Raw genomic sequence first — 24,981 nt, 5'->3', positions numbered from 1 at the left:
AGGAGGTTTTTTTATGCGTACACCATCTTCTTTCAAAAAGGTAGCCACATTCGCGTGATTACTCCAAGTGGAAGTGCCAACATTTTATCGGAAAAAAGAAGGTTCAGACCAAAAGACATAAAATCTTTAGGGTTCACTGTTTCTTTTAAAAAGCACTTGTTTGAATGTGATCTGCATTCCACTTCTTCCATCAGCTATCTGAACTACATGAGGCATTCTCAAATGATGAAGTCGACGGCGTTTTGACAGCAATCAGAGGCTTTAATTGTAGTGTGTTTTACCCTATATATTGCATGGAATATCGTATATCCCTAATATCTAGGATGCCATCTTATTTGTAGAGATTGATAAATTGGCCCCTAACTAAAGTGCATTAGTTGAGAAGTGAAGCTGCGAATTTTTCAAAACTAAGTCGTCTATATATTCAAATGATATCGTTGTTAAATCTAATTTTCACAAAAAAGAGTAACAAAGAACAGAAATTACAAAAAATAAACTTTTTCATTAGAGGTGTTTTTTTTGCAGAAAGATTTAGAAATCAAATCATTAGAAGATGATCATTTAGATATCTCAGATAACGTAGATAAATTCATAGAACAGTACATTAATTCAAATTTTACAGGCTCAATATTATTAAATGGAAAGTGGGGGATCGGTAAAACAAGTTACTTAAATTTAATTAGGGAAAAATCCGATTCCAAAAGCACAAAATTTATTGATATCAATTTTTGGACTGACCCTTGGATCATTAAACCATTTGAATTATTCGCAAATAAACTATGTCCTGTCTACTATTGGATCGTAAAAACTTCACCTATTTTATTAGTAGCGTTTTTAGCATTTATACAGTTTATTTATAATATTATCAGCAAGTCAACAGATAATATTTCAAGAATGGACTTTTTTATATGGTCCGCTTTAATCCTTATAATAAGCTTACTCAATTTAATATTAGATAAATTCTCCACAGAAAGTATATTTGAATGGCTTATTAAAAAAAGGTTAAAATGTAAAAAATATCACAAAAAAGTGATTTTTATTTGTGATGATTTCGACAGGTTAGAATCAGATATTAGACAACAACTTTATGCTTACTTATCAAAATTAAATTCTTTTGAGAGAAGTATCTTAATAGTTGTAGGTGATTACAATAAAATTGTCCAAAATGAAGATGAGTCATTATTTACACAAAAAATTCTTTCGAACTTAGAGACTATGCCTTTAAATAATAGCGCTTCTCAAATTTGGATAAAAGTAATTGAGGAACGATTCAATAACGGCAATACAAATATAAATGTTATTGGTCTAACAGAATCAGATAGGTTATTAGTTCAAAGAATTCGAAATGTCTTTGTAGATGAAAAAAGAACATTCCGAGAAGCAAAGTTCTTACTTAATATTTTCTATAAAAAAATACCAATATCAACCAATCTAGGTGTTAATATTAGCGAACAGCTTGCTTTATGCTATTTTTATCAATTTCATTATAAAATTTACAAATGGTTAGTTGAGAATTTAAACATTTTATACAACGAAAAAACAATTCCACATAAAAATTTTGTCACTTCTACTTCTAAGACAGAAAAAACGCAACTTAACTTACAAGATACAATTGAAAATGATACAGGTGAGAAGAAGCAATCCAATTTATATGAACTCTTATATTTTATATTTAAAAAAAATGAAATTGATAAGTTCAACTTCCCTAGTATAAAAAACGAAAAAAACTTCGAATATTACCAGATTGAAAATATATTGAGTGTAACAACCTTGAATATTGAAGCAGTTGATGATGTATTTATAAATTTAAATAGCAATATAGATAAGTTGATTGAAATTCATTCAAAGGGTCAGATGGAGGATTTCAGCGATTTTTTAAGAAATCATTACCTTAGTTACAAAAGTAATACTCCCGAAACTAAAATATTATCCCTATTGAAAAATATAATAGTTTTTAAGATGAAAAATTTGGAGCAAGACACAGCTTTTTTAAAATTATCTATTTCAGATTCTATTATATATAATTGTTTAAATGCCCTAAAAAACAATCATAATAGAAAAGAAAATGAAATTTTTATAAATAATATTTTACCTCTAGATGAGTTGGATGTTTCTGAAAAATTAGAAATCCTCCCTAAATTTGTACCTGCACGTTCAGATGAACAATCAATAGAACAATTAAAAATAGTTAAGTTTATTTTTGAGAATTCCATCTTTAATATGAATAATGTTTTCAATATACTTACTGAAAGAAAACCGAGGAGTTGCTTTCTTTTCTATAAAGAATATCGATCACATTTAGATCAAAATTCAGATTACCAAATGATTTTCGACAAAATTCTAACTTTAAATGATAATGAATTCTTTAATTACCTAAAAGATAAATTATCCTATAAAGTTACCCATACAAACAACTCGGTAGCCAAAGCTCTGAGCTTAGGTGATATAAGTTATAATCAAGAATTTGAAATAAATCTAAAAGAAAGAATAGCTAATTTGCCGCCAGATCAAAATAATATTTTAGCAAAAATGATTAATCAAGAGTTTTAAAATAGCATTTAAGAACATTTTTTAGAAAAGGTGATTCAATCCCTCATCCCTTTTGTTAAGTAGTTGTAAATAGGACAGAGAGGAGGTTGCACTCATGTTCTCAGCCAATTAATTACTCGATTCTAATTCTAACATCATTAATATGCTTGGTTAATGTGCAACACTCACTGTCCTATAGCGGGTGTTTTCATATAAAAAGCCCCACTCTTTGAACAGAGCGGGGCTTTGATTCATTACATCTTTTCCGGTGCAGATACGCCAATCAGCTTTAATGCGTTGGCGAGTGTGATTTGTGTCGCTTTCATCAGTGAAAGACGTGCGGTTGTTTTTGTTTCATTTTCTACATCGATGACCTTTTCAGCATTGTAGAAGCTGTGAAGGGCTGATGCTAGATCATAGATATAGTTTGTGACGCGATGCGGAATACGCTTTTCAGCTGCTTCTGCTACAACTTCTGGGAAGCTGCCGATGATTTTCAGAAGATCGTACTCTTTTTCTGATTGAATGTGAGAAAGATCGGCTTTATCAAGATGTGGCTCGTAGCCTTTTTCTTCTCCTTGACGGAGCATGCTACAAATTCTCGCATGTGCATATTGTGCGTAGTACACTGGGTTTTCATTAGACGTAGAAATCGCTAAGTCTAGGTCAAAGTCCATATGTGTCGCTGCACTTCTCATCGCAAAGAAATAACGAGTCGCATCTAAGCCTACTTCTTCAATCAAATCACGCATCGTCACAGCTTTACCTGTACGCTTACTCATCTTCATTTTTTCACCGTTTTTGTATAGGTGAACGAGCTGAATGATTTCCACTTCAAGCTTGTCTGCTGGATAACCGAGCGCTTGGATCGCCGCTTTCATTCGAGGGATATAGCCATGATGGTCCGCGCCCCAAATATTAATAAGCTGATCAAAGCCTCTATCTAGCTTGTCTTTATGATAGGCGATGTCTGGAAGCAAGTAAGTGAAGCTGCCGTCCTTTTTAATGAGAACACGGTCTTTGTCATCACCAAAATCAGTCGAACGAAGCCATGTCGCTCCATCTTCTTCAAAGATATAGCCTTTTTCACGAAGCGTTTCTAGCGCCGGATCGATCTTCCCACTTTCATATAAAGACGTTTCAGAATACCATACATCAAATGGCACACGGAAATTCTCAAGGTCGACACGTAATTTTTCTAATTCGTATTTCAAACCATATTCACGGAAGAACTTGCGTCGCTCTTCTTCTGTCTCATGTACGAATCGATCACCAAACTCATCTGCAAGCTTCTGACCAATGCCCTTGATGTCTTCTCCTCTATAGCCGTCTTCAGGCATTTCTTTTTCAAGACCAAGTGCCTCAAAGTAACGTACTTCTACAGATAAAGCGAGATTATTGATCTGATTCCCTGCATCATTGATATAGTATTCACGGCTCACATCGAACCCTGCTTTATCTAAAATGTTGCAAAGAGAATCCCCGACTGCTGCACCACGGGCATGTCCAAGGTGAAGGTCACCTGTCGGATTGGCTGATACGAATTCCACTTGAACTTTTTGACCGGCTCCTGTATTCGTTTCACCATATGCCTCATTTGCTTCAAGAACCGCTGGAATGAGCTTTGTTAAATACTGATTGTTCATATAAAAGTTAATGAATCCTGGACCTGCGATATCTAGTTTTTCAATTGATGCTTTGCCCTTGTCAAACGCATTTACAATGTCTTCAGCGATTTGGCGAGGTGCCTTTTTGGCAATGCGTGCAAGCTGCATCGCCATATTCGTGGAGTAGTCTCCGTGTGTCTTCTCTTTTGGCACTTCTAGCAGGACATCTGGCACCTGACTTTCATCAGCAAGCCCTGCTTTGACAACTGCCGCAATGATTTCTTCCTTTAACGCATCTTTGACCTGTTCTGCGATATTCATGAACGTGAATCCTCCTTATATGAGATCGATAATGTATGTAAATGTTTTTGATTTTCACCTGTCAGCATATCGTATGTAATATGCAAGGAACCATTTTCAATGTCTCGCTCAATGCCGTGTGTATGTACATCAAGCTGAAGTGTACCAAATGGCATGGTGTAATGAGTGACTGTCGTTTCACCAATCAGAAAACGCTGCTTCATTTGAATCGCACCCGATCTCATCACGAAAATATCCTTTTCACTCATTTTTACGACTGTTTTCACTTGACCCATTTCATGTTCTTCATGATACGTGAGATACGTTTTGTCATTCTTCTCTTGATACGTTCCAGTTGTGCGGAATTCAATTGTTTCAGCTGGTTCCGCCTCTGGTTTCATCACTGATTTCACATGAATTGAAACTTGGTTTTGTGTCATATTGCACTTCCTTTGCTAAGACCCGTTTAACTAAAATAGTATACCATATTCACGATCGCCTATCATACCATCATTTCTCAACTTCCACAGGATTAAACTTCGTTTTTCCACATAAAAAAAGAGCAGGTCATCTGCTCCTTAGAAAAAAAGAAAAATAAAACTGATCACTAGAACGAGTCCAGCCTTTATTCCTAAATCTTTTCTATTGATTAAGTAAAAAAGTGACTGTATACCTGAACTTGCCAAAAATGCCTGAAAGACATCGAATGGAACAATGCGGGCTTGCTTAAACACAATCTGCATGAATAGCGCAATGCCAGTTAGATAGAAAAAACCTCGATCTTGAAACAGGGAAACGATCCCGTCCTTCGCCTCCTTTTTCGAGGCAAAAACCGGCGGCTCAGATACTAACTCTCTTTTCAGCGTGAGAAAACCCGCTCCTAACACACATAAAGCGAGTAATACCATACAAATAGCTGATAGCATTTTATTCCTCCATTTACTTATTTTATAAAGTATGTTAAATATTATATATGCAATCTATTAAAAATAAAATTGAAAAGAGGAGTTTTTATGAGAAAAAAGTTGTTCACATCAATTCCCATTTTAATCACTCTAGCTCTATTCGGTTCTATTATTCACCCTAAAACATCTGTAGCTCAGCAAGAAGTGAATCCTGCCCATGATATAGAAAATATTACAGGAATAAGCGACATTTTAAAATCAACCAAAAGTAACGATACATACACGTCCAGAAATACTACAAATGATTTTGAAATACCAAAAGATCCAGCAAAACCAATCCAACTTGACGTCTCTACGAATATCTCTTTACCTTCTAGCAATATCAAAGAAGGAGAATTATCCCCAAATGGTACAATCGTTTATAATCATCATGAGAAAGCAAATGCCCTGTACGCAGTTCAACCCACTAAAGATGGCCTAAAAAGTCTCATCCAAATTAATAATCAACATGCACCAAAAGAATATCGTTTTGACATGAATTTGCCTAAAGGAAGTAAATTGGTATCTGCCGCAGAGTACTTAGGTAAAGAGTTCGACACAGGAGAAGTGTATGTCGTAAACGAGAAAAACATGATTACTTCTATTTTTAGCCCCGCTTGGGCAAAAGACGCAAACAATCATGATGTCCCTACTCGTTATGAAACCGAAGGAAATACATTGATCCAAGTTGTAGAATTCAATGAAAACACTGCTTTCCCAATCATCGCCGATCCAGACTGGGGTAAAATTGCCGCATGTTCAGCAGCGATTACTTGGTTTATTGGTTCTAATTTATTTGCAGCCGCCAAAATTATCAAAGTAAAGAAATATATCAAAGAATTAGGTGGTCTTAAAGAAACTGCGAAATTATTAGCTGGCGCAACTACATGGGAGGAAAAATTAAAAGTTGGTGGTAGTGCTTTTAAAGGACTTGCTGCCGAAATCACAGGTGTTGCTGGTCTAGCTGTTTGTATCAATTGGTAATACATCCTATTTGAAAAAAGCCTGTACAACTCTTTTAAAAGTTGTACAGGCTTTTATTTATTTCACTTCACAAACCCAAGTAACATTTCACGCAATAGCTTACTCGCCGTATTCGCGGTTTGGTCTGAGTGATCGTAGACAGGTGCTACCTCGACAAGGTCCGCACCGACGACATGAACATCAGATCCTGCAATCGCATGAATCGATGCAAGCAGTTCCTTTGATGTAATACCGCCAGCATCAACCGTTCCAGTCCCTGGTGCATGGGCTGGGTCTAGTACATCAATGTCGATTGTGACATATACTGGACGTCCCTTTAACTTAGGTAATACTTCCTTTAATGGCTCTAGCACTTCAAATTTCGAAATATGCATACCCGCTTCTTTTGCCCATTCGAACTCTTCCTTCATACCTGAACGGATACCGAATGAGAATACATTTTCAGGTCCAATCAGTCCTGCTACTTTACGGATCGGTGTGGAATGAGAAAGCGGCTCTCCCTCATATTCCTCGCGAAGGTCCGTATGTGCATCCATATGAATAATCGCCAAATCAGGGTATTTCTTGTACATCGCACGGAAAACAGGCCAAGAGACAAGGTGTTCTCCACCCATCCCTAATGGAAATTTCCCTTTTTCTAAAATGCTGTCCACATATTCCTCAATGAGGTCTAAGCTTTTTTGTGCATTACCAAATGGAAGCGGAATATCACCCGCATCAAAGAATGGCACCTCATGCAGTTCTCGATCTAGGTAAGGACTGTACTCCTCTAAACCAATAGATACTTCACGAATGCGGTTCGGACCAAAACGTGAGCCTGGGCGGTAGCTAACCGTCCAATCCATTGGCATACCGTATAAAATCACTTTTGCATCTTCCCATGTCGGCTGACTTCCAATAAACACTTTACCTGAATATGCCTCGTCAAATCTCATGCAAACTCCTCCTTTTATGCTTTAAAAAAAGGCGCAAAGAATCGTTTGCGCCTTTCCGTTTTGTTTGGTTTATTTGATTAAATCACTCACAAATTTCGGCAGAACAAATGCCGCTTTGTGCAACTCTTTTGTGTAATATTTCGTTTCAATCTCAAAGAAACGGCTGTCCTCTACAGCAAGTGGATCATACTTCTTAGATCCGATGGTGAATGTCCAAAGACCACTTGGATACGTTGGAATGTTCGCAGTGTAGAGTTTTGTGATCGGGAAAATTTCCTTTACATCACGTTGTACATTCGTGATCAACTCTGGTGTGAACCAGGGGTTGTCTGTTTGTGCAACGAAAATGCCGTCTTCTTTTAGTGCCTTTGAAATTCCTGCGTAAAAGCCTTTAGAGAACAAGTTGACAGCTGGGCCCACTGGCTCTGTTGAATCGACCATGATCACATCATACTCGTTATCCGCTTCCGCAATGTGCATAAAGCCATCTCCGACTTTCACATCTACACGAGGATCATCAAGTTTTCCAGCAATCGATGGAAGGAATTTTTTCGAGTATTCAATGACTTTACCGTCAATATCAACAAGTGTCGCTTTTTTCACACTTGGATGTTTGAGGATTTCACGGATGACACCGCCATCTCCACCGCCGACTACTAGTACATTTTCTGGGTTTGGATGAGTGAAAAGAGGAACATGTGCCACCATTTCATGGTATACAAACTCATCTTTCTCTGACGTCATCACCATTCCGTCTAAAAACAGCATATTGCCAAACTCTTCTGTTTCCACCATTTCTAAATGTTGAAAATCTGTTTGTTCCGTATGAAGGGTTTTATTGACCTTCAATGTAATGCCAAAATTCTTCGTTTGCTTCTCTGTATACCAAAGTTCGCTCATTGTCCATCTTCCTCTCATCCAAATATCAATACACATTTATCATTAGCGCCTTATCGGCTATCACGCTAGACCGATTGTCCAAGAAAAAAGTATAGTGGATTCAATTCAAATTGTAAAGAACCGTATCAACTCTCATCACATTCACTTGTTTAAAACGTTTTTCTTTGTTCCATACTGATACAAAACCGTCAAATGGGGGCTTTACATGGACACAATCATGAGTAATAAAAAATTCCGCATGACCGTGAAAACGATTCGGGCCTGTTTTTTTATCGGCTTGCTCGCCTTTCTTTTTGCAGGGACTGTCTTTTTGACCATCCTCTTACTTGCAAAGTGGCAAGGCGCCCCTTCTGTTCAAGTTCCCCAATCCACAACCATTTATGCAGCAGATGGCTCTAAATTAGGAGAATCTAATTTTGGAGAAAAGAGATATTGGGTCTCATTAAAAGACATGTCTCCCCACATCAGGAAGGCAGTAGTTGCTGTTGAGGACAAAACGTTTTATCAGCATCATGGCTTTGATGTGAAACGGATGGCAGGTGCTGCGGTGGCTGACATTCGGGCAATGGCAAAAGTGCAAGGGGCCAGCACCATCACTCAGCAATATGCACGAAATCTTTACTTAGATCATGATAAGACTTGGAAGCGGAAGTGGAATGAAGCCTTTTACACCATCCGCTTAGAGCAAAACTATACAAAAGATGAGATTTTAGAAGGTTACTTAAATACGATTTATTATGGACACGGAGCATACGGGATCGAAGCTGCCTCCCGTCTATATTTCGGGAAAAAGGCAAAGGATTTAACCCTAGCTGAATCTGCACTACTCGCCGGAATTCCAAAGGGCCCTTCTCTCTATTCCCCCTATGTCAATCAAGAGAAAGCTGGCACGAGAAAAGATATGATTCTCAGGCAAATGCGAGAAGATGGAATGATTTCTAAAAAGGAAGCCGCTCATGCCGCAAATGAGAAGCTGTCTTATCGTCCGTTGCAACAGAAGCAGCTACAAGCAAAGCAAGCTCCATATTTTTATGATGATGTGATTCGTGAATTAAAACAACGCCTGCAATTAACAGACGAGCAGATTGAAACATATGGGCTTCATATTCAAACGACGCTAAACCCTGATTTACAGAATATCGCTGAGAACACGATCAAAGACATCATGAACCCAGGCTCAGCGATTCAAATCGGCTTTACCGCCATCCATCCCCAGACAGGTCATGTACTTGCCCTAGTCGGTGGAAGGGATTATGAGAAAAGCCCATTTAATCGGGTGACACAAGCCAAGAGGCAACCAGGCTCGACGATGAAGCCACTCCTCTATTATGTCGCCTTGCAACATGGTTTTACACCAGCCACGGTCATGCGAAGCGAAGAGACTGTCTTCGAACTAGAAGATCAAGGCAGTCGTGCCGCTTATTCACCAAGCAACTATCATGGATACTATGCCAATGACGGTATTACGATGCTTCAAGCACTGGCTCTCTCTGACAATATTTATGCTGTTAAAACCCATCTGTTCTTAGGCATGGAACAGCTTGTCCGTGCTGGCGAAATGTTTGGTATTCATGAACAACTCGATCAAGTGCCATCACTTGCCCTCGGAACGTCCCCTGTGAAACCAATTGAAATGACCAACGCTTACGCCATGCTTGTAAATGGCGGCAAACAAGTAAAGCCGACCTTTATCACCAAAGTCACGGATGCAAAAGGCAACGTACTTTTTGAGGAAAAACAAAAACGACAGCAAATACTAGATGAACAGGCGGCGTTTGTCACCACTGATATGATGTCAGGGATGTTCAATCAACAATTAAACGGATACACAAGTGTCACTGGACGGACCATTTTGAAGGATCTCACAAGAACGTATGGCGGAAAATCAGGAACAACCGGCGCCGACAGCTGGATGATTGGTTTCTCTCCACAGCTCGTAACAGGGGTGTGGACAGGCTATGATAAAGGACGCACCATTGACTCAGTCGAAGAAACGGCCTATGCGAAAAAGATTTGGGCCTCCTTTATGGAATCTGCCCTCATCGAGCAACCAGCCTCCTCCTTTATGCCGCCAGATGGGGTAAAAGGGGTGTATATCAATCCAAAAACCGGAGAGCTCGCCGGGCCAGGATGTGAATCAAAGGTGTTTACTTATTTTATAGAAGGAACTGAGCCAACAGGTGTCTGTTACGGCGCCGAAGAAAAAGCGACGGATCAAGAGCCAGCCCAAGACCAAAAGCCAAGAAAATGGTGGGACAAATGGCTACAACGATAAAAAGACATGAAAAACCCCGAGATGCACATCTCGGGACTCTCCATGTCCTAGCTTTAACTCCAGTTTACTGAAAAATCGGCAATAAATGGTCACCAATCGCCATTTTTCACAAAAATTTCACAATTACTCAGAGACAGCCAATCCTTCTTTCAATTCGTCAGTTGACGCTTCCCACAATGCCTCATTATGACTCTTTAGGAAATCAGCAAGCACTTTTTTGGATGCATCGTCCATATGATCGACAACGATTTTTCGTTTCATGGATTTATCCATTAAATTCACATGCTCCGGAAGTGATTTATATCCGCGACGAATAGAGCGATCGACTGTCATCTCACAGGCAGTTACCCCTGCATAGTAAGGGCCCTCTTCCCTGCGATCAATGGTGACCCATACGAGCCAGTATGGCTTGCCGTTTGGCACCTCTTCTTTGGTTTTCAAAAATTTGATGCCTTTCTCTACAGCACTTCTTGCATGCATCGCGCCAATATCAATGACAGCTTCCTTTTCTTCGACATCAATGATAACTGGTGAGATGTTATCAAGGCTTAGTGCGCCTGCGCCAAACCCTCCATGCCCGTCAGTGGCATCTGTTTTTTTAATGATATTAAAACCAATTGGTTTCTTTTTTTTACCTTCCATTTGATTAGACCTCCTAAAGCAGCGGTTTCATAATAAGAGTAAACCAAGAAATAATTTGGTCTCTCATACTGGCTAATGGACCAAATATAAATTGACCGAGCGGCGTAATGATAAATATAAGAAAGATAATGATCCCATATTGTTCAAACTGCGTCATTTTCGCACGGATGCCAGGACTGACGATGTCCTCGATAATACGATATCCATCTAGCGGCGGAATCGGTAATAAATTAAATAAAAATAACACGATGTTCAAGTTAATAAAGATGCGGAAAAAGTAATCGATACCCGGCTCAAAGCGTATGATCCACTCTCCTCCAAATTTTTGAAGAAGCACAAACACCACAAAGCCAACAAATGCTAAAACCAAGTTACTAAGAGGCCCAGCGATGGATACACAAATCCCTGCTAAGCGTGGTTGTTTAAAATGGTATCGATTGACCGGTACTGGTCTTGCCCAGCCAAACCCAGCCACAAAGATGAGGATCGTCCCGAAAACATCCAGATGCTTTAATGGATTTAAGGTCAGTCTTCCTTGATTTTTAGCTGTCGGGTCTCCGAAACGATACGCAACATATGCATGCGCCAGCTCGTGCATCGTGAACGCAACGACAAGCGTGATGGCGACATATGGAATCAGTTCTAATGGATAAACGAGAAATTGACCCAATGCATGAATCCCTCTTTCTTTCTATACAATGATTTACTTTATTCAGTATACTATAAGAAGTCCCTTAGACTAAAGGGAATCGTCGTACTGAAGAAAAAAGGAGGTTTCCACATGCCAATCGTAACCGTTCAAATGCTTGAAGGAAGAACTGACGAGCAGAAAAGAGCACTTGTAGAGAAAGTAACCGATGCCGTTGTTGAAACAACAGGCGCAGGGGCAGAAAAAGTATCTGTCATTATTGAAGAAATGAAAAAAGAACACTATGCCGTAGCAGGAAAGCGAATCAGCGACTTGTAAGCATATAAAAAGGACAAACACATCGGTGTTTGTCCTTTTTGTGAATCAGTTATCTGTACCACGCTTTATTACGGTTGACCTGACTTTTATGTGCCGCATCGAAATAATCAACTGTGTAAGAGTAATCGTAATTCATCAAGCAAACGATTCCGCTGCCTTGTGGATCATGTGGTAAACCAAAGTTATGTCCATATTCATGCGTAGCTGCTTTTGCCGTATTGGCTGTTCCTTGATCCAGGTTAATGCTGAACGCACTTCCACTTGGTGCACTATTGTATACATAAGCAATTCCCCCCGCATCAAAGCTTGGGTTTGCTGTAAATCCTGTCACAAAGTCATATCCTCTACCATCAAAACTACGCTGAAGATTTGATAACATTTGGCTTGAATTCGATCCAGAAGACGTCCAAGATCCTACTGCTTGTACCACAAAATCTACATCATGGTCACGGTTAAATGTCACGTCCGCTTGCTCTATGATACTCACAATTCTTGTCTGCCAATCACTATATTTCGCACGATATTGTGCATCGGCTACTGCATAAACCGTTACTTTTTGACTGCCTGTACTAGCTTTCGTTTTAATAGAGTCACCAGTATTCGCTTTAAAGGTTCGTGTCCCTACCTGCTTACCAGATTCATCTAAAACCTTTGTTGTCACATCTCGTTCAATAGAAGGTGCTGTCATTAAATCTTTAAAATCCTTTGCTTTTGGCAGTCCTTCACTTATATGTGTTTCAAATGGTCCATGATCATGATCGTGCCCTGCACTCGTTACTGGGGCTGAAGCTGCACTTACCCCCGGTAACAAACTACCTACCAATAAAAATGACAAAAAGACTGAACGTTTCTTCATTCCTATCCCTCCCTTATTTTCACAATATTCTATATTCACTGAAAACTAAGATTATCCTCCAACCGAGTCAAAAACAGGTAATTGGATACACATACCGACAAACAAGACACATCATATTCACTCATTTTCAGTTGATCATTCTCGCTAACCATAGAACTTTTGGTCTAAATTCGACAAACAAAAAAAAGCCCGAAAACTTTCGGGCCTTTTCATCTAGCTCAATTCCTTTAATTGTTCAATATAAGCAAGGGCTGATTCAAACTCTTCGTCTGTATATCGCTGCTTGCTTTTAATAGTAAAGACCTTTTCCTTCACCTCATCTTGAGGCAAGTGATCAAAGTATAATATCGTCGAGACAAGCTCAAGAAAACGAGATGGTTGCTCGTTCATCTGCTGTGTGACCACTTTGAGATCGGGCATGTCCACTTCACACTGGTCGAGGAATTCCTTCCCATTGTCCGTAAGTGAATAGCGATATTGATAGTATCCACCCTTCTTTTCTTTCATTTCGTTCAAAAATCCAAGATTGCACAGCTCTTCAATTCTGAGCGTCAACTCCTCTGAATAGGGGCCATAAAAATGAAAATCGTATTTCTCGTAAAAGGGCAAATCTAGCTTTTTTGCTATGTAAATCATTTTTTGCAGCTTTTTCCGTCCAACAATTTCCCCTGACTCCGAGAATACCTTCATCAACTTTGCATGCTCTTTCAACAAGTTCCCGACATCTCCTTTTTCAGTACTTCTTTATCCCAATCCAAGCAACTTCATGATCGCCTTCTTTTCTTCAGCTTTTTCCGACATATTCTCAATTAAGTCCATCGGGAAATAAAGTTTGTGATCGGTTCTTCGTTTACCGGAAATGGCGTCAACAATATCTGATTGTCTCGACAATTCTTTAATCTGACCACTTTGTGTCATGAGATGAATCGGCAGTCTTTCTTCTTCTTCCCCAGGCCTGTAAAAGTCATAGGGTAAATCAGAGGAAGAGTCGACCACTAAATAATATTCGGGATCAATCCCTGCATCCTTGAACAAGGCAGTCAGCTTAAAGTATTTCGTCATTTCTTCGTTTGGATTAAACTCTGTATATTGGAATAATCGGCGGTTCATAAAACGGCGGCACAAATCAGCCAGCACGTGATCTTCTTCGTCTTCCCACGCCTGAAAATAAAATAAAACAATCGGTTCGTCCAGCTTAATATAGTCCTCTGTGGTGACATTTCCTTCAAAGATCGAGTAGAAATGAACAGGGGCATGTGTAAATATATAGCCCGTTTCATGCAGCTCTTTTGCACGATGAAGGATTTTCGTTAAAATGACTTCCGCACTGCGTGTCACTGGATGGAAATACACCTGCCAGTACATTTGATAGCGACTCATAATATAATCCTCAACGGCATGCATCCCGCTTTGCTTGATCACAATCTGATCTTCTCTCGGACGCATCACACGTAAAATACGCTCCATATCAAAATGGCCATAGCTAACGCCTGTATAGTAGGCATCACGCTGTAAATAATCCATCCTATCGGCATCAATTTGACTTGATATCAAACTAACCACCTGTTTGTTTTGATAGGTTTTCGCAATGATTTCAGCTACATGCTTCGGAAAATCATCACTGACTCGTCGCAGCACTTCATTTACTTCCGTCTGCCCTAAAATGATCTCTCTAGTAAATGATTCATGATCTAAATGGAAGACTTTTTCAAAGGAATGAGAAAACGGACCATGCCCGAGGTCGTGAAGTAAGGCAGCACTAAGCACAAGCTCTCGCTCCTCCTCATCCCACTCTGGACGTCCCTTGAACACATCATCAACAATTCGTCTCACAATCTCGTATACACCGAGTGAATGATTGAATCGGCTGTGTTCTGCGCCGTGAAACGTCAAATACGTCGTTCCCAGCTGTTTAATTCGTCTAAGGCGCTGAAATTCTCTCGTTCCAATTAAATCCCATATTAATGCGTCCCGTACGTGAACATAGCGGTGCACAGGATCTTTGAATACCTTTTCTTCAGATAATTTCCCTTTTGGATACGCCATGATTTCGTCCCTCTTTTTTTTAAGACGTGTTTCTATTATATCGGGTAAGTTTCCCCGAAAACATCCTTGAATTTACTCGTGAATGTGTTCTCGAAAATGACTCGGACGTAAAAAGCCCGACCTGACTGGGACGGACCTCATTTTAGATCGACTGAACACATTCAGTGACATTTATTTGACTTTTTTTTGAACTTTCTCAAGTAATTCATCTTCTGTCAGTGCAGATAATGGGCGATTGTTCACAAACGCAAAAGCCTTTTTACGACCTGGACCACAATATGATTGACAACCAATCTCAATTTTCGCATCAGGGTCAACCGCTTTAAGTCGAGGCAATAACGTCTTTAGGTTCGTCGCATCACAATCGTCACATACGCGAAATTCATTAGCCATGGTCTTACGCTTCCTTTCAATTATGAAACTTCATTCTATATGAAACAGTTGGAAAACCAAGAGTTAAGAATATACCACCCAACATTGTACATCGAAGCGACTGGACATGCAAGGCGCATTCTCACACTGAATCCGTTCACATAAAAGCTAGTATTTTCCACTATCCTTTTAGCAAACTTGTATAAACCTTCTTGAACTTGGCTACTCTAATACCATCAAAACATATGGGGGTTTAAACACATGTCAAAACAAAGACAAGATGCTTGGTCAGAGGAAAATGATCTTCTTCTTGCCGAAACCGTCTTACGCCACGTCAGAGAAGGCAGTACACAGCTAAATGCATTTGAAGAAGTAGGAGACAAACTCAACCGTACCTCAGCCGCATGCGGATTTCGTTGGAATGCAGTGGTGAGACATCAATATGAAAAAGCATTGGCACTTGCCAAAAAACAGCGAAAACAACGCATGCGCGCACTCGGCAATGGACAGCCTGCGAAGAAACGTTTACTCTATCAGCCGCAAGTAGAAGAGACCATCACACATGAGGAATACGCTCAAGAACTAGAACCTGCAAAAGAAGAAACATTCGCACCGGCATCCGAAACAGCGGAACAGCTCCAGTTTGTTGATCAAAGTTATAATGAAGAGTTAGCTAGTTTATCACATTTATTGTCACAGGCTTCAAACGTGACGAAGACAGAGACACCGCCAGCATCCAATCCATTCCAACAACGTGCGGAACTGACGATCGAAGATGTCATTGATTTCTTACGCCGCTATGAAGGCGATGGACAACGATCCTCTGCACTACAAATGGAAAACAGCCGGTTAAAACGAGAAAACAACGAACTTTCACATAAAGTCTCACAGCTAGAAGCTGAAGTGAAAAAGCTTGAAAAGGATCAACTCACGATTCAAGAAGATTATGAAACACTTGTCAAAATCATGAACCGTGCAAGAAAACTAGTTTTATTTGAAGAAGACGACAATGCCGCACCAACCTTTAAAATGGATCGGAACGGCAATCTCGAAAAAATGGCCGAATAACAAAAAGTGCTCCCCATATACGGGAAGCACTTTTTTAAATACCTAAAAATAAGATGACACTAAACAGGATATTGATCAAAAACACAAACATAAAGATATATCTTACCTGTCTCACCTGAAAATCACCAAAAATAAATATATAAAGACCTGCGATGCCAAGCGTAAGGACTGGCTGAAGAAACGGCAATAGAAGCGAAATGCCGTAGCCAGCTCCAATAATGACTGGGAGCCAAAGGAGATAGAGGTAGCTACCGTTTTTAGATTTCATCGTGATCCTTCCTTTCTATTGAAGAAAAAACTTTCTCATTCCGCTCAATCATGCGCGTCATGTTTTTCTCAAATTCCAATTGTTCTTCTGTCGTAAAGCCAGATGCGATCAACTGTTCACTCAACTTCTGAAGCTCTTCTAGTAAAAGGCGCATAAGCAGCTGACAATCAATCGGTACACCTATTAATTCGGATAGAGAAGCCATCGTATCAGGCTTTATTTCAGGAAATACCGCCTTTACTTCATGCCGTTTATCCTGTAAAGCTGCGTCATAAAAACGACGAATCACATCCGCTCTCTCTTGACCGCTGCCATCTGCACACAAATAAATTTGCACGGCGACGCCCCCGCGTAATCTACGCTGAGAAATGCCTGCAAATTTTTTCCCATTGATGCTCAAATCATAACTTCCGGGACAATACGATCCGACAATTTCATACGCCTCAATGTCCACTTGATACATCGCCAGCATCCGCCGAATCAGCGCCACCATGGCATCATACCCACGGTCAATATCAATGCCCTTCTTTTGTTCTGCAAAAATTAACGACACATTCAATACACCATCGTCTAGCACCACAGCCAGCCCACCAGAATTGCGTACAATCACGCGATACCCCTCTTCTTCAAGCAGCCGTACTCCCTCTTGAAGGAATGGAAGTCTAGTATCTTGAATCCCAAGGACAATCGTATCATGATGCACCCAAGAACGGGCCGTCGCTGGAGAGAGCCCTTTCCCTACCGACGCACAAAGCGTATCATCCATCGCAAAGGACTGCTTCGCATCCACATAAGGACCAAGACTCGACTGATCAATGATTCGCCATGTCGGCTGTGTCAGTAACTCAATAGGTTCATTTTTCATCGCTTGCATATCCTCTCGTTCATAAACTGTGTTTATTATAACATGGGAGGAGTGGAGGGAATGGATGTTGGGAGAATAACATGTCAATTCGTTTCACAATGTCCTCAGTACACTATAGAAGCAACTCACTATTTATAGATAGCCTGCTTTTCTTTTTCAGTAAGGTTTTAAAAGTATGAGAAAAAACTTAATTCTACTTCTTTGAATTTTGTTCGTTGTACCATAAAAATTCAAAACCATGATGAGAATGTAGCACTACCCAATCAATAGTAAAACTAAATAATTAGCTTCCAAGGAGAATAATAATACTTCATCTCCAGATAGAACCTTTTGTTTTTTTATGATTCATCCACTGTATGACGGGTGCTATATATACAGTAATTGGTTGATCATCTTGAAGTGAAATTTCAAAAAACAATTCCTTACATTCTTTTAACTAATTAATAACACTGCCTACAGCTATTATTAACGAGATAGACCAAGATATTTAGTTCTATAAAAGAGTTATCACTTTTATATCCTATTTACAAGCTCTAAAGAACTTCATTAGATTAACTAAATATCCGAGTAAAAAGAAAGACGCTTGTTTAGCGTCTTTTAACTTAATTAGTAAAATCTTCGTCTATTTCTTTTTTTCGTTTCAAAAATACTTTTAATGCATCGTGTTCTCGCTCCATTAAACCATCGAAATGACTCTCATCCATCACCAACTCTTTATAACCCCACACTGCGGAAATATCATTATCCCTATTGAAATTAAAATACCATTCTAGTGGCAACTGCTTCTCTGTAACTTCAAATAACTCCGAGGGATACCAAGATGGAAAGTTGTCTTCTTCACTTTTGATTAAAAAATGTAAAGAAGAGTTCCATTCACAAATGCTATAAACGCTATATTGTTCGTCCTTTTTTAAATTGAAGATGGTTTCAGGGCTATAACCGATTTCATATGTTTTTTCTGATAATTCTAAGCCTATATTCATCTTGCATTTTACCTTCATTAATGTCACCTTCATTTATTTGAATTTAAAATCATCGAACTGGCCTGTTTTAGTGTTTTTTAAATAGTGAACTTCAATTCCATTCACATTCTTAGACATTTTAACCCAACCTTCATCTTTAGGCCAACGAGAGTCTGTCATCCCTTTTCTTAACGGGATAGGTTTGCCTGAATTAGGATTTGAGAGTACTTCCTTCATAGCCAATTGTTCATTTAAATTTTTTGGTTTTGTTCTGCCTGTAGTTCCTTTTCCTAAAGACACATTCTTATAAAGTTTATCAAGGTCTACAGACCCAAACTTGCTCTTGTTAGGGTTTTTAAGAACATCATTCGTAGTTTTAGAAGTCGTCTCAACCTTCTTCGCCACATTCTCACCTTTATTAATCTTAAAAACATATTTCCCAACCTTGAATAATTTCATGACTGGAATACTAATAACTTCCAAAAGAGTTCCTTCAAATGCCGAGTCAAGTTCTTGAGCATTTCCATTGCTTCGGCTATTTGGGATCTTGTCGACTTCTTCAATTATTTCCTCACCGTTTACGAAATACGTTCGGATGATTTGTTTATTGGCGTAAACGACATATCGACCGCCTATAAAATCAATGTCTGATGAGTCGGTGACGACTTCATCTGCAATGTCGAATTCTTTCAGTTTCTTGATGCCTTTTACATTGTGTAGTTTACCATTAACGACCCTGATGTCTCCAGATTTCCGTTTTTTTGCGAACGCGGCTTCTCTTTGTAATGGCGTAAGCGATGGGTCGTTTGCTTTTACTTGTTTTTGAATGTTTCGATGGTTCTCATTTCGAACCACCGTATCCACATTCGACCGCTCTTTTTCATTCAACTTCTTCAGCATAACCATCATTGGGTTTTCATCGGGATTGTCTATTTTTCGATCCAATTCGTTGAGGTTACTGCTGATTTTTTTGTCTTCTTCATTTTTGAGAATAGATCCTTTTTTGTAGCTCGTGATCTCGATTTTCGGACCAGTGAACATGCTGCCGAGGGTATTCATGTATTCCATCATTGTTTGGATCGAGTTATTGGTTTCATCCAAAGCGCTGGCTTGTTCTCTGTCAAAGGCATGGAGTGATCCAATGGTTTTTGAGATGTTCATCCATGCTTTTTGATAGCTTTGTTGGAAAGAAGATTCGTCCACTCTTTGTAAATCAATGATATGGCTAACCTTACCGATGGCGCTGTTGGCATCTGACACGATTTCAGAAATCGCTTGTTGGGCGTTTTTTAATCCTTGATCCAGCTCATGTTCGAGAAATGATTGTGAGATATAACCTTTTTCGTTTGATTCAAATGAGTGAAGTGCTGTTTTCATTTTTTTGAGCGCTGCGCTGTATTCCTCAATGGCGTCTTGAAAGAATTGCAAAAAGGGAATATGACACTCTGTATAAAACGCTTTTATCGCTTGTCCAGCTTCTCCCTTTAGTGCGCCATCTAATGAGATGATTTGATTGATTTGTTTTTCTAGGGATTTAATATCCTGTGATTGCTGCTTCAGCTGATTCAGCGTTTGGTCAATTCCATTCTTCAGCTCAAAGGCGTCAAGGGTTTTCATTCCATTCTCCTTTACTTTCTTTTAGTACTCGTTGCAATTGCTTTGTCTGTTTCCATCATGGTGTTGACGGCTTGTTCTGTTTGTGCAAGTTGTTTTTGGAGAATCTCTGTATACGATGTACTGAGATCGTTCAATTGCTGATTGATCTTTTCGATCTTTTTCGTGGTTGAGAGCTCATTTTTCCCTTTGAAGGTTTTTGGAAGTGCTGAATGGATGTGAGCGCCTGCCTGTTTTGCACTTTTTAATGTTTTTTTCACTTCACTGGCATCTATTTTGATTTCTCTGCTCATTTACTTCCCTCTTTTTTCTTCCAGTTGTTTTTGCTTCTCTTTTTCTATTTTCTTTTCAATTGAATGGACTTCACTTTTTAATGATTGGATATCCGATTTCAGTTCACTTATTTTTTCATCTATTCGGTCAATCAAATTTGTCAACTGAGTATTTTTTATCTCTTTTCCGGCCAATTTCATCTCATCGCGAATGTCATCAAATGCATCTGCGAGTTGTCCAAACCATGTTTTTGATGTCAATTCTGGAAGGGTGATGTTTCGATTCGCTTCCGTCAAGGCTGTTTTCGTCGCTTTTAGTTCTTTGCGACACATATTGAGTTCGATGATTTGTTCTTTTTTCATAGATATGTCTGCCTTTGCTGCATACAAGGCGGTCGTGTATCCTAAGATTACTCCAGAAATCGTCATACACCTCTATTCCTCTTATAGTCCTCCGTTATTTTACCATTTGCTAGCACATGAGGCATATGTTTGAAAACGAATTCAATGAAAAACGAATCATAGGTATTAGGTTTTTGTACCTATTTATACGCACAAAAAAAGCTAGTTTCATGAAGAAACTAGCTTTTGGGTTCTTACATTAAAGTGCTTGTGCTGCTGTAATAAGCGCAAGGTTGTAAACGTCTTCGGCATTACAGCCTCTTGAAAGGTCGTTTACTGGCTGGTTTAGACCTTGTAGGATTGGACCAACAGCTTCAAAGTTACCTAAGCGCTGTGCAATTTTGTAACCGATGTTTCCAGCTTCGAGGCTAGGGAAAACAAATACGCTAGCGTCTCCTTTGATGACGGAATCTGGTGCTTTACTCGCTGCCACTGAAGGAACGAACGCTGCGTCGAATTGGAATTCTCCATCAAGTACAAGTTCTGGTGCTTTTTCTTTTGCAATGCGAACTGCTTCAGATACTTTTTCTGTTTCATCTGATTTCGCTGAGCCTTTTGTTGAGAAGCTAAGCATTGCTACACGTGGTTCGATATCAAACATTTTCGCTGTGTTCGCACTTTCGATGGCGATTTCAGCTAGATCTTGGCTATCTGGTGCAATGTTGATCGCACAATCAGCGAACACATATTGCTCTTCGCCGCGAGCCATGATGAAGACGCCAGATGTTTTCTTTACGCCTTCTTTCGTTTTAATGATTTGAAGTGCTGGGCGTACTGTATCAGCAGTTGAGTGTGCTGCACCGCTCACAAGACCGTCTGCAAGACCTTTATAAACAAGCATTGTACCGAAATAGTTTTCATCAAGTAAAACTTTTCTGGCTTGCTCTTCTGTTGCTTTCCCTTTACGTCTTTCAACGAAAGCTTGTACAAGCTCTTCAAATCCTTCATATGTATGAGGATCATACACGTCAACACCATCAAGTGTAAGACCTAATTCTTTCGCTTTTGCTTCGACTTCTTCTTTCTTACCTACAACGATTGGTTGCAACACTTTGCCGTCTGCTAACTTTTGAACGGCTGTTAGAATGCGTTCGTCCATTCCCTCAGGAAAAACGATTTTAACTCCTTTACCTGCAACCTTTTCCTGAACTGTTGAAAAAATATCTGCCACTTCAATACCCTCCTTGATTTACAAAAAAAGCGTTCTCTTTTAAGCATACTCCTCTTTAGCTTAAATTCAAACTACCAACTTATATTATAGCGCTTACATGTTAAATTCTTATTTTTCAAAATAATTGACTTCCTTTTTGTAAAAACGCTTTTTTCGTTCATGTTTTGATCACATCCTCATTTGGGCAAACTATGTTATAGTTGGAACAGATGGAAAACTGTATTGAGGAGTGAACAAAATGAGCGATCAACATACAACAAACGAAGCAGCTCAAACACTAGATGGCTGGTATGCGCTGCATGATTTCAGAACCTTTGATTGGACAGCTTGGAAACTGCTAACAAGCGATGAGCGCCAAGCCATTATTCATGAATTCACAGGGCTATTAGACAAATGGAAAACGGCGGAGCAAGATAAAGTAGGAAGCCAAACAATCTATAGTATTGTCGGCCAAAAAGCTGATATTATGCTGATGATATTGCGTCCAACAATGGAAGAGCTGGGTGAAATTGAGCTTGAATTCAATAAGTCACGTTTGGCAGAATTCACAATTCCTGCTTACTCATACGTTTCAGTCGTTGAATTAAGCAACTACTTAGCAAGCGGCGATGGCGGCGACCCTTACGAAAATCCACATGTTCGTGCTCGCCTATATCCAGAGCTACCTTCTTCTCAGTATGTGTGCTTCTATCCGATGGATAAAAGACGTTCTGGCAATGATAACTGGTATATGCTCTCAATGGATGAACGTAAATCTCTCATGAGAAGCCACGGTTTAATTGGCAGAAGCTATGCTGGGAAAGTGAAACAGATCATTACTGGATCGGTCGGTTTTGATGATTATGAGTGGGGTGTCACTCTATTCTCAGACGATGTTCTTCAGTTCAAAAAACTGGTTTATGAAATGCGCTTCGATGAGGTAAGTGCACGCTACGGTGAATTCGGTTCTTTCTTTGTTGGAAACCGATTGGCAAACGATCAGTTAGCGTCTTATTTCCATGTTTGATTTATTTTAAGGCTTCGGATGTCCCGAAGCCTTTTTTTTATTTGTTGACTGTCATTTTCGGATCTTCTATTTCCCTCACACGTTCCTGTATTGGGTGTGAAAAGGAGAGCTCTGACAAGACAATATGGGAGACAGTCTTTGTAAACCCAGACACTTCTTGAATAAACGCTTCAATCTCTTCAAGTGAAGCAACTGACAGCTTAATGAAAAAGCAAGATGGTCCTGCTACACGGTAAGCAAAAAAGGCTCGGGGGTGCTGATCCATAAATGTCACAAAACGATGATACTCCCCATTTAATACGGTGACTTCCAGCAAACAGTCAATCACAAGCCCTAATTTTTTGTAATTGACCTGCACTGAATACCCTTCAATAATCCCCGCATCTTCTAATTTTCGCACTCTTTCTGCTACAGCAGGTGCTGACAAGTTCACTCGTTTGGATAACTCCCTCATGGATAGTCGTGCATCTTTTTTCAGTTCATTTAAAATATGTACATCAACATCGGTCGTTTTCATTCGCGATCCTCCTGATCTAAAATCGTTCCATTTGAAAAACATTATATGATCATACTTATGATATGAAATGTAAAATAAACCTAAATAATGGTAGAATTTATTTTAACGAAACTGTATGAAAAAGCAAGTATGGAGGGATCAACGGATGAAAGAATCATTAGACAGCTCGGCTTCTAAAACATTTCCCATCACACTTGCCATTGCGCTCACACTTGGCGTATTTGCAGCGGGATCGGAAGAATTGGTCATTTCACCACTGTTGCCTGATTTATCTCACTCTTTTCAGTACTCGATTGATATTCTCGCTCTTTCCATTAGTATTTACGGTTTGGCTGTTTTGGTCGGAGCACCGCTACTCGTCCCTTTAGGGGATCGATATTCAAGGGAATTGTGTTTGATGATCGGTCTTTCTTTCTTCTTAATTGGTACAGTCATGTGTGCGGCTGCACCTAATCTGGCGGTTTTCTTTGCTGGGCGTGCCATTTCCGGGCTCGCGACTGGTGTATTTGTCCCAACCGCCTATGCACTTGTTGGCGATCGAGTGCCTTATCAATACAGAGGAAAAGTCATGGGACTCATTGTATCAAGCTGGTCCCTTTCACTCGTGCTTGGGGTACCAATCGGAGCTTTTATTGGCCAAAGTTTGAACTGGCGTTGGACATTTTGGATTTTCGCGATCATGAGTCTCATTGTACTGCTGCTCGTCTTCCTCGAGTCAAGAAAACAAGTGGCTACACCCGAACAGACTTCACAAGAGTCAGTCAAGAAAACGGGTCCATTATGGGGGGCATTGAGGATTCACCGAGTCCCTGCCTATTTGACTGTGACATTTTGTAATATGCTTGGATTTTACGGGATGTACTCTTTCTTAGGCGCTTACCTGCAAAGTTTGTTTGATGGAGGACAGTCAACAGCCGGTCTTCTGATTATGGCATATGGCATTGGTTTTTCCATGAGTGTATTTACGGGTAAATTAGCGGATTGGTTCGGAAAAACGCGTTCTCTTTTCTTTATATTAGGTGGAATCACGTTCATTCTCGCCTTTCTTCCCTATGCGCCATTTTCATGGTTATTGCTGATTTTCGCCTTGTTTATTTGGGGGGCGATGCAAAGTTTATCTGTGACACTTCTCAGCACCATTTTAAGTGACTGCTCCGACACACATCGCGGGAAGGTCATGGCGTTTTACAGTCTAGCTTCTAATCTTGCCGTCATGCTCGGATCAGCACTCATGGGGCCAGTCTATGTTCATTTCGGCTACCATACAGTCGGGCTTGTTTGTGCCTTCATTACGTTTGCTGGTTTTATCATTAGCTATATCAGCTACAAACGTGAACGCAATTTACGACAATCAGATCAAAACACATTTGAAACATAACATCATGCTACTGCACATCTTTGTATGTGCAGTTTTTTACAAAACATTAAATTCCATTTAATATAAAATATGTTGACAATTACCAATTATATTTTTATAAT

Annotated in this window: 26 protein-coding genes; 7 read left to right on the top strand and 19 right to left on the bottom strand. The window is 39.6% G+C overall.

Features of this window, described 5'->3' with window-relative positions:
• The first annotated feature begins 519 nt into the window (after positions 1–519).
• Entirely contained in the window at positions 520–2,550 is a 2,031-nt protein-coding gene (locus AB1K80_RS01040; protein ID WP_412854765.1) for a P-loop NTPase fold protein, read from the top strand.
• 233 nt (positions 2,551–2,783) lie between these two features.
• Here the strand turns inward: AB1K80_RS01040 and argS are convergent, their stop codons facing one another.
• The 3 genes from argS to AB1K80_RS01025 all read right to left on the bottom strand — a co-directional run bounded on the left by argS (position 2,784) and on the right by AB1K80_RS01025 (position 5,362).
• Positions 2,784–4,457: an arginine--tRNA ligase gene (gene argS, locus AB1K80_RS01035; protein WP_412854764.1), complete on the bottom strand. Its 1,674-nt coding sequence runs from the start codon at positions 4,455–4,457 to the stop codon at positions 2,784–2,786.
• Positions 4,454–4,876: a DUF1934 domain-containing protein gene (locus AB1K80_RS01030; RefSeq protein ID WP_412854763.1), complete on the bottom strand. Its 423-nt coding sequence runs from the start codon at positions 4,874–4,876 to the stop codon at positions 4,454–4,456. The genes argS and AB1K80_RS01030 overlap by 4 nt, the downstream gene beginning before the upstream one ends.
• A 138-nt stretch (positions 4,877–5,014) precedes the next feature.
• Positions 5,015–5,362 carry a hypothetical protein gene (locus tag AB1K80_RS01025; RefSeq protein WP_412854762.1) on the bottom strand — a complete coding sequence of 116 codons (348 nt, stop codon included), beginning with the start codon at positions 5,360–5,362 and terminating at the stop codon, positions 5,015–5,017.
• 87 nt (positions 5,363–5,449) lie between these two features.
• Here AB1K80_RS01025 and AB1K80_RS01020 point away from each other — a divergent pair, with 87 nt between their 5' ends.
• Positions 5,450–6,364, top strand: coding sequence for a hypothetical protein (locus AB1K80_RS01020; RefSeq protein ID WP_412854761.1), 915 nt, complete (start codon positions 5,450–5,452; stop codon positions 6,362–6,364).
• A 62-nt stretch (positions 6,365–6,426) separates the two neighbouring features.
• Here the strand turns inward: AB1K80_RS01020 and speB are convergent, their stop codons facing one another.
• Positions 6,427–7,299, bottom strand: a complete 873-nt coding sequence (gene speB / locus AB1K80_RS01015) for an agmatinase (protein ID WP_412854760.1) — start codon at positions 7,297–7,299, stop codon at positions 6,427–6,429.
• Between the two features lie 69 nt (positions 7,300–7,368).
• A complete protein-coding gene (gene speE, locus AB1K80_RS01010; RefSeq protein WP_412854759.1) occupies positions 7,369–8,199 on the bottom strand; it encodes a spermidine synthase in 831 nt (276 codons plus the stop codon).
• Positions 8,200–8,404: 205 nt separating this feature from the next.
• Between speE and AB1K80_RS01005 the strand changes: the two genes are divergently transcribed.
• A complete protein-coding gene (locus tag AB1K80_RS01005; protein WP_412854758.1) occupies positions 8,405–10,474 on the top strand; it encodes a transglycosylase domain-containing protein in 2,070 nt (689 codons plus the stop codon).
• Between the two features lie 123 nt (positions 10,475–10,597).
• Here AB1K80_RS01005 and AB1K80_RS01000 read toward each other — a convergent pair whose 3' ends face one another.
• Together AB1K80_RS01000 and AB1K80_RS00995 are read right to left on the bottom strand one after the other, a co-directional pair.
• Entirely contained in the window at positions 10,598–11,116 is a 519-nt protein-coding gene (locus AB1K80_RS01000; protein ID WP_412854757.1) for a YwhD family protein, read from the bottom strand.
• A 13-nt stretch (positions 11,117–11,129) separates the two neighbouring features.
• A complete protein-coding gene (locus AB1K80_RS00995; protein ID WP_412854756.1) occupies positions 11,130–11,786 on the bottom strand; it encodes a site-2 protease family protein in 657 nt (218 codons plus the stop codon).
• Between the two features lie 111 nt (positions 11,787–11,897).
• Here AB1K80_RS00995 and AB1K80_RS00990 point away from each other — a divergent pair, with 111 nt between their 5' ends.
• Positions 11,898–12,083: a 2-hydroxymuconate tautomerase gene (locus AB1K80_RS00990; protein ID WP_012011601.1), complete on the top strand. Its 186-nt coding sequence runs from the start codon at positions 11,898–11,900 to the stop codon at positions 12,081–12,083.
• A 49-nt stretch (positions 12,084–12,132) separates the two neighbouring features.
• Here AB1K80_RS00990 and AB1K80_RS00985 read toward each other — a convergent pair whose 3' ends face one another.
• The 4 genes from AB1K80_RS00985 to AB1K80_RS00970 all read right to left on the bottom strand — a co-directional run bounded on the left by AB1K80_RS00985 (position 12,133) and on the right by AB1K80_RS00970 (position 15,378).
• A complete protein-coding gene (locus tag AB1K80_RS00985; RefSeq protein WP_412854755.1) occupies positions 12,133–12,939 on the bottom strand; it encodes a zinc-dependent metalloprotease in 807 nt (268 codons plus the stop codon).
• A gap of 213 nt (positions 12,940–13,152) precedes the next feature.
• A complete protein-coding gene (locus tag AB1K80_RS00980) occupies positions 13,153–13,653 on the bottom strand; it encodes a YwgA family protein (RefSeq protein WP_412854754.1) in 501 nt (166 codons plus the stop codon).
• 30 nt (positions 13,654–13,683) lie between these two features.
• The gene (locus AB1K80_RS00975) at positions 13,684–14,985 is read right to left on the bottom strand and encodes an HD domain-containing protein (protein WP_412854753.1); all 1,302 of its coding nucleotides are present in this window, start codon (positions 14,983–14,985) and stop codon (positions 13,684–13,686) included.
• A gap of 171 nt (positions 14,986–15,156) precedes the next feature.
• Complete coding sequence (locus AB1K80_RS00970; protein ID WP_412854752.1) at positions 15,157–15,378, bottom strand: DUF1450 domain-containing protein; 222 nt, start codon at positions 15,376–15,378, stop codon at positions 15,157–15,159.
• Between the two features lie 240 nt (positions 15,379–15,618).
• Here AB1K80_RS00970 and AB1K80_RS00965 point away from each other — a divergent pair, with 240 nt between their 5' ends.
• Entirely contained in the window at positions 15,619–16,425 is an 807-nt protein-coding gene (locus AB1K80_RS00965; RefSeq protein ID WP_412854751.1) for an RsfA family transcriptional regulator, read from the top strand.
• Positions 16,426–16,459: 34 nt separating this feature from the next.
• On the opposite strand, the gene AB1K80_RS00960 is transcribed toward AB1K80_RS00965, so the two are convergent.
• The 7 genes from AB1K80_RS00960 to pta form a co-directional block, all read right to left on the bottom strand.
• Entirely contained in the window at positions 16,460–16,693 is a 234-nt protein-coding gene (locus AB1K80_RS00960) for a DUF5970 family protein (RefSeq protein ID WP_412854750.1), read from the bottom strand.
• Entirely contained in the window at positions 16,683–17,558 is an 876-nt protein-coding gene (locus AB1K80_RS00955) for a biotin/lipoate A/B protein ligase family protein (RefSeq protein WP_412854749.1), read from the bottom strand. The genes AB1K80_RS00960 and AB1K80_RS00955 overlap by 11 nt, the downstream gene beginning before the upstream one ends.
• Before the next feature lie 602 nt (positions 17,559–18,160).
• Complete coding sequence (locus AB1K80_RS00950; protein ID WP_412854748.1) at positions 18,161–18,541, bottom strand: phosphoribosylaminoimidazole synthetase; 381 nt, start codon at positions 18,539–18,541, stop codon at positions 18,161–18,163.
• Between the two features lie 33 nt (positions 18,542–18,574).
• On the bottom strand, positions 18,575–20,137 hold the full coding sequence (locus AB1K80_RS00945) for a ribonuclease YeeF family protein (protein ID WP_412854747.1): 1,563 nt from the start codon (positions 20,135–20,137) through the stop codon (positions 18,575–18,577).
• Between the two features lie 11 nt (positions 20,138–20,148).
• Positions 20,149–20,427, bottom strand: coding sequence for a YwqI/YxiC family protein (locus AB1K80_RS00940; protein WP_412854746.1), 279 nt, complete (start codon positions 20,425–20,427; stop codon positions 20,149–20,151).
• Positions 20,428–20,835 (bottom strand): DUF5082 family protein, encoded by a 408-nt coding sequence (locus AB1K80_RS00935; RefSeq protein ID WP_412854745.1) that lies wholly within the window; start codon positions 20,833–20,835, stop codon positions 20,428–20,430.
• Positions 20,836–21,007: 172 nt separating this feature from the next.
• Entirely contained in the window at positions 21,008–21,979 is a 972-nt protein-coding gene (gene pta / locus AB1K80_RS00930; RefSeq protein ID WP_412854744.1) for a phosphate acetyltransferase, read from the bottom strand.
• Positions 21,980–22,217: 238 nt separating this feature from the next.
• On the opposite strand from pta, the gene hemQ reads away from it, so the two are divergent.
• Entirely contained in the window at positions 22,218–22,985 is a 768-nt protein-coding gene (hemQ, locus tag AB1K80_RS00925) for a hydrogen peroxide-dependent heme synthase (protein WP_412854743.1), read from the top strand.
• Positions 22,986–23,022: 37 nt separating this feature from the next.
• Here the strand turns inward: hemQ and AB1K80_RS00920 are convergent, their stop codons facing one another.
• Positions 23,023–23,502 (bottom strand): Lrp/AsnC family transcriptional regulator, encoded by a 480-nt coding sequence (locus AB1K80_RS00920; protein WP_412854742.1) that lies wholly within the window; start codon positions 23,500–23,502, stop codon positions 23,023–23,025.
• A 145-nt stretch (positions 23,503–23,647) separates the two neighbouring features.
• Here AB1K80_RS00920 and AB1K80_RS00915 point away from each other — a divergent pair, with 145 nt between their 5' ends.
• The gene (locus tag AB1K80_RS00915; RefSeq protein WP_412854741.1) at positions 23,648–24,880 is read left to right on the top strand and encodes an MFS transporter; all 1,233 of its coding nucleotides are present in this window, start codon (positions 23,648–23,650) and stop codon (positions 24,878–24,880) included.
• Positions 24,881–24,981: the final 101 nt, after the last annotated feature.

The sequence above is a fragment of the Bacillus sp. 179-C3.3 HS genome (genome assembly GCF_047229225.1).
In the GTDB taxonomy this organism is placed as follows: domain Bacteria; phylum Bacillota; class Bacilli; order Bacillales; family Bacillaceae; genus Bacillus.
This window is presented reverse-complemented; position numbering and strand designations above follow the sequence as displayed.

What these genes read in the sequence shown, in the direction of transcription:
- AB1K80_RS00950 (WP_412854748.1), bottom strand. Translation starts at nt 18,541, where the DNA reads ATGAATATAGGCTTAGAATTATCAGAAAAAACATATGAAATCGGTTAT.
- hemQ (WP_412854743.1), top strand. Translation starts at nt 22,218, where the DNA reads ATGAGCGATCAACATACAACAAACGAAGCAGCTCAAACACTAGATGGC.
- speE (WP_412854759.1), bottom strand. Translation starts at nt 8,199, where the DNA reads ATGAGCGAACTTTGGTATACAGAGAAGCAAACGAAGAATTTTGGCATT.
- AB1K80_RS00970 (WP_412854752.1), bottom strand. Translation starts at nt 15,378, where the DNA reads ATGGCTAATGAATTTCGCGTATGTGACGATTGTGATGCGACGAACCTA.
- AB1K80_RS00985 (WP_412854755.1), bottom strand. Translation starts at nt 12,939, where the DNA reads ATGAAGAAACGTTCAGTCTTTTTGTCATTTTTATTGGTAGGTAGTTTG.
- AB1K80_RS00955 (WP_412854749.1), bottom strand. Translation starts at nt 17,558, where the DNA reads ATGAAAAATGAACCTATTGAGTTACTGACACAGCCGACATGGCGAATC.
- AB1K80_RS01030 (WP_412854763.1), bottom strand. Translation starts at nt 4,876, where the DNA reads ATGACACAAAACCAAGTTTCAATTCATGTGAAATCAGTGATGAAACCA.
- AB1K80_RS01025 (WP_412854762.1), bottom strand. Translation starts at nt 5,362, where the DNA reads ATGCTATCAGCTATTTGTATGGTATTACTCGCTTTATGTGTGTTAGGA.
- argS (WP_412854764.1), bottom strand. Translation starts at nt 4,457, where the DNA reads ATGAATATCGCAGAACAGGTCAAAGATGCGTTAAAGGAAGAAATCATT.
- AB1K80_RS01020 (WP_412854761.1), top strand. Translation starts at nt 5,450, where the DNA reads ATGAGAAAAAAGTTGTTCACATCAATTCCCATTTTAATCACTCTAGCT.
- AB1K80_RS00960 (WP_412854750.1), bottom strand. Translation starts at nt 16,693, where the DNA reads ATGAAATCTAAAAACGGTAGCTACCTCTATCTCCTTTGGCTCCCAGTC.
- AB1K80_RS00935 (WP_412854745.1), bottom strand. Translation starts at nt 20,835, where the DNA reads ATGACGATTTCTGGAGTAATCTTAGGATACACGACCGCCTTGTATGCA.
- AB1K80_RS00965 (WP_412854751.1), top strand. Translation starts at nt 15,619, where the DNA reads ATGTCAAAACAAAGACAAGATGCTTGGTCAGAGGAAAATGATCTTCTT.
- AB1K80_RS01000 (WP_412854757.1), bottom strand. Translation starts at nt 11,116, where the DNA reads ATGGAAGGTAAAAAAAAGAAACCAATTGGTTTTAATATCATTAAAAAA.
- AB1K80_RS00920 (WP_412854742.1), bottom strand. Translation starts at nt 23,502, where the DNA reads ATGAAAACGACCGATGTTGATGTACATATTTTAAATGAACTGAAAAAA.
- speB (WP_412854760.1), bottom strand. Translation starts at nt 7,299, where the DNA reads ATGAGATTTGACGAGGCATATTCAGGTAAAGTGTTTATTGGAAGTCAG.
- AB1K80_RS00945 (WP_412854747.1), bottom strand. Translation starts at nt 20,137, where the DNA reads ATGAAAACCCTTGACGCCTTTGAGCTGAAGAATGGAATTGACCAAACG.
- AB1K80_RS00940 (WP_412854746.1), bottom strand. Translation starts at nt 20,427, where the DNA reads ATGAGCAGAGAAATCAAAATAGATGCCAGTGAAGTGAAAAAAACATTA.
- AB1K80_RS00915 (WP_412854741.1), top strand. Translation starts at nt 23,648, where the DNA reads ATGAAAGAATCATTAGACAGCTCGGCTTCTAAAACATTTCCCATCACA.
- AB1K80_RS01005 (WP_412854758.1), top strand. Translation starts at nt 8,405, where the DNA reads ATGGACACAATCATGAGTAATAAAAAATTCCGCATGACCGTGAAAACG.
- AB1K80_RS00990 (WP_012011601.1), top strand. Translation starts at nt 11,898, where the DNA reads ATGCCAATCGTAACCGTTCAAATGCTTGAAGGAAGAACTGACGAGCAG.
- AB1K80_RS00975 (WP_412854753.1), bottom strand. Translation starts at nt 14,985, where the DNA reads ATGGCGTATCCAAAAGGGAAATTATCTGAAGAAAAGGTATTCAAAGAT.